This is a genomic window from Tritonibacter horizontis (assembly GCF_001518015.1).
Taxonomy (GTDB): Bacteria; Pseudomonadota; Alphaproteobacteria; order Rhodobacterales; family Rhodobacteraceae; genus Epibacterium; species Epibacterium horizontis.
In genome coordinates this window covers 1-3,225 of the sequence record NZ_LPUY01000137.1, presented here as the reverse complement: position 1 = coordinate 3,225, position 3,225 = coordinate 1, and the positions used below count along the sequence as shown (strand labels likewise).

Below are 3,225 nucleotides of genomic sequence, written 5' to 3'. Positions count from 1 at the left end.
TCGTGCAGGGGGGGGGGGGGGCTGGCCCGCCGCCCCGCCGCCCCCCAAGCAGAGGCCCACACAGAGGGCGCAGTGTACCACGCTGAACCCACCGGGGGTTTTTGAGGCGGGTTCAACAGAAATGAACCCTGAGCGTTCAATCCCATCGTTTCTCAGATCTGGAAAATCTTGGCACTGTGAGTCGACAGAAAATCGACGCATCGGAGCACAATATGAAAGTCGGGTTTATCGGCCTGGGGAACGTGGGTGGCAAATTGGCCGGGAGCCTGCTGCGCAACGCGATTGACGTTTCCGTGTTGGACCAGAAGCCGGAGCTGGTGGCGAAATTCACCGCGCGGGGCGCTGGCACGGCGGCAAATGCAGCGGCGTTGATGCGCGACAATGATGTGGTGATCACCTGTCTTCCGTCGCCTGCTGCCTCGGCTGCGGTGATGTCGGAAATGCTGCCGGAGATCACCCCCGGCAAGATCTGGCTGGAGATGTCCACCACGGATGAGGCCGAAATCCGCCGTCTGGCCGCGCTGGTCGCAGAACGCGGGGGCACCGCCGTTGATTGCCCTGTTTCGGGCGGCTGCCATCGGGCAGATACCGGCAATATTTCGATCTTCGCTGGCTGTGAACGCGCCACCTTCGAGGCGGTTTTGCCGCTGCTGACCCGGCTTGGACGGCGGGTGCTGCATACGGGGCCAGTTGGCACGGCCTCCACCTTGAAGGTGATGACCAACTATCTTGCCACGGCGAACCTGCTGACCTGCTGCGAGGCATTGGTCACCATGAAGGCGGCAGGGATGGATCTGGCCACCACCTATGAGGCGATGAAAATCTCGTCGGGGACCAGTTTCGTACATGAGACGGAAAGCCAGCTGATCCTGAACGGATCGCGCGATGTCAGCTTTACCATGGACCTGATCCTCAAGGATATCGGACTGTTCCAGACCATTGCCGACCGCAACAATGTGCCGCTGGAGCTGTCGCCGATGATCATTGATATCATGAAGGACGGCCAGGCCCGGTATGGCACGCGGGCCAATACGGATGATATCATCCGCCGTCTTGAGGACGCCACGGGCCTGTCGATACTGGCCGACGGATTTCCGGCCGAATTGATCGACGACGAACCGGAAGAACCGGGATACGAGGTGTTCCCCCCCGGCCGGCCCCAGCCAACAGCGGCGGAGGGACGGTGATGCCCCGCGACGCGACGCCCAATATGAGCCATTGGCAAGAGCGCACGGATCTGGCGGCGGCCTTTCGCTGGACCGCGCGGTTGAACATGCATGAAGCGGTGGCCAACCATTTCAGCCTGGCGGTGAACGACGCGGGGACGCAGTTCCTGATCAACCCGAACCAGGTGCATTTTTCGCGCGTCAAGGCCTCGGATCTGTTGTTGCTGGATGCCAATGATCCGCAGGCGCTGGACCGGCCCGATGCGCCTGACCCCACGGCCTGGGGCCTGCATGGGGCCGTGCACCGGCGCTGCCCCCATGCGCGCTGCGTGATGCATGCGCATTCGATGTTTGCCACGGTTCTGGCCTCGCTCGCGGACAGCCGCTTGCCGCCGATCGATCAGAACACCGCCACGTTTTACAACCGCGTGGTGATCGACGAGGCCTTTGGCGGGCTGGCCTTTGAGGACGAAGGCGAGCGCTGTGCCGCGATGCTGGCCGATCCGACCAGGTCGGTGATGATCATGGGCAACCATGGTGTGTTGGTGCTGGGCGACAGCGTCGGCGATGCCTTCAACCGGCTTTATTATTTCGAGCGCGCTGCGGAGACTTATATCCGGGCGTTGCAGACCGGCCAGCCGCTGCGCCTGATCCCGCATGAGATCGCTCAGAAGACCGCCGATGAGCTGGCGGATTACCCCGGACAGGCGGAGGCGCATCTGAAAGCGATCCGCGACATTCTCGATCACGACTCCTCCGACTATGCCACCTGAACGCGAAACACAGAGCCGAACAATGACAGTGACCCTTTTGAACGACACCAGCCTGTTGGACAGCGGCATGACCGTGCCGTTGTCGTCTGGCGAAACCTATTTCAACTATTGCTGGCTGCGGGAAGCCTGCCTGACCTGTATCGATCCGCAAACGCGGGAGCGCATTTTCGATTTGGCCTCCCTGCCGGAGCTGCCGCGGGCCAGGGCCGCGCGGGTTCAGGGTAAGCTGCTGGTGATCGAATGGCGCCACGAGGCGCAGCCGAGCCATGTGCCGATTGCGCTCTTGGAAGAGGTCGCAACCCGGGGTCGCCCCGCTGATCCTGCCGATTTGCCGCGTCATCTGTGGTATGCGGATCATGGGGCGCGGTTCACGCGGGTGTCCCAGCAGGCGGTGCTGAATGATCCGGCCGCGCGCGCGCAATTGACGCGGGCGCTGATCGAGGACGGGATCGCCATCGTGACCAACATGGCCGAGGACGGCGAAAGTCTGCCGCGTCTGGTCAACAGCATTGGGCCGATCACCCCTTCGGCGGAGGGGCTGTTTTTCGACGTGCGCGTCGAAATCGAGCCGACGAACCTGGCCTTTACGGCGGGGCCGCTGGAGATGCACACCGATTTGCCGGGCGAGGAGGCCGCACCGGGGGTGCAGTTCCTGCATTGCCTGCAAAACACGGTCGAGGGCGGGCTTTCGCTGTTTCTGGATGGTGCGGCGGTGGCCGAAGCGTTGCGGGTTGAAGATCCGGAGGCGTTTGATGTGCTGGCGAACTACAAGATCCCCTTCTTCTATCGCCACGACGCCTGGGACTACCGCGCCCATCAGCGGGTGATCGAGACGGACCCGGAGGGACGGGTGACCGGGGTCACCATTTCCCAGCATTTGCAGGACACGATGGACCTGCCGCAAGAGTTGCTGGACCGCTACTATCCGGCGTTTGTCAAGTTTCTGAAGATGATGCAGGAAGATCGGTTCCTGGTGCGGTTCCGGTCCGAAGCGGGCAATTGCGTGATCTTTGACAATCACCGCATTGTGCATGGGCGCGAGGGCTATGTCGCTGACAGCGGCATGCGCCATCTTCGGGGCTGCTATTCGGATCGCGGGGCCCTTCGGTCCACCTACAGGGTGCTTGCCCGACAGGGATATCTTGGCCAACCCGCCGAGCAGGACGTTCAGCAACGCGCCTGAAGCACAGAACCGGGCCGCGCCGCAGGGTGCGGACGGGTGAAAAAACCCCTGCACCACGATCGGTGGTGCAGGGGCGTCAGTGCGGGCCCGCGCGCTGTGGGGC

The 3,225-nt window shown here is 62.9% G+C and carries 3 protein-coding genes; all 3 read left to right on the top strand.

The genetic code is table 11. The annotated features are described in order from the left end of the window. Nucleotides 1-212: 212 nt before the first annotated feature. The 3 genes from TRIHO_RS21960 to TRIHO_RS21950 are packed head-to-tail and all read left to right on the top strand — an operon-like array spanning nucleotide 213 to nucleotide 3,122. A complete protein-coding gene (locus tag TRIHO_RS21960; RefSeq protein ID WP_068248825.1) occupies nucleotides 213-1,187 on the top strand; it encodes an NAD(P)-dependent oxidoreductase in 975 nt (324 codons plus the stop codon). Next, nucleotides 1,187-1,939, top strand: a complete 753-nt coding sequence (locus TRIHO_RS21955) for a class II aldolase and adducin N-terminal domain-containing protein (RefSeq protein ID WP_068248823.1) — start codon at nucleotides 1,187-1,189, stop codon at nucleotides 1,937-1,939. The genes TRIHO_RS21960 and TRIHO_RS21955 overlap by 1 nt, the downstream gene beginning before the upstream one ends. Nucleotides 1,940-1,961: 22 nt before the next feature. Beyond that, nucleotides 1,962-3,122: a TauD/TfdA family dioxygenase gene (locus TRIHO_RS21950; protein ID WP_068248821.1), complete on the top strand. Its 1,161-nt coding sequence runs from the start codon at nucleotides 1,962-1,964 to the stop codon at nucleotides 3,120-3,122. The last annotated feature ends 103 nt before the right edge of the window (nucleotides 3,123-3,225 follow it).

Coding starts and splice junctions, on each gene's coding strand:
- TRIHO_RS21960 (WP_068248825.1), top strand. CDS start 213: ATGAAAGTCGGGTTTATCGGCCTGGGGAACGTGGGTGGCAAATTGGCC.
- TRIHO_RS21955 (WP_068248823.1), top strand. CDS start 1,187: ATGCCCCGCGACGCGACGCCCAATATGAGCCATTGGCAAGAGCGCACG.
- TRIHO_RS21950 (WP_068248821.1), top strand. CDS start 1,962: ATGACAGTGACCCTTTTGAACGACACCAGCCTGTTGGACAGCGGCATG.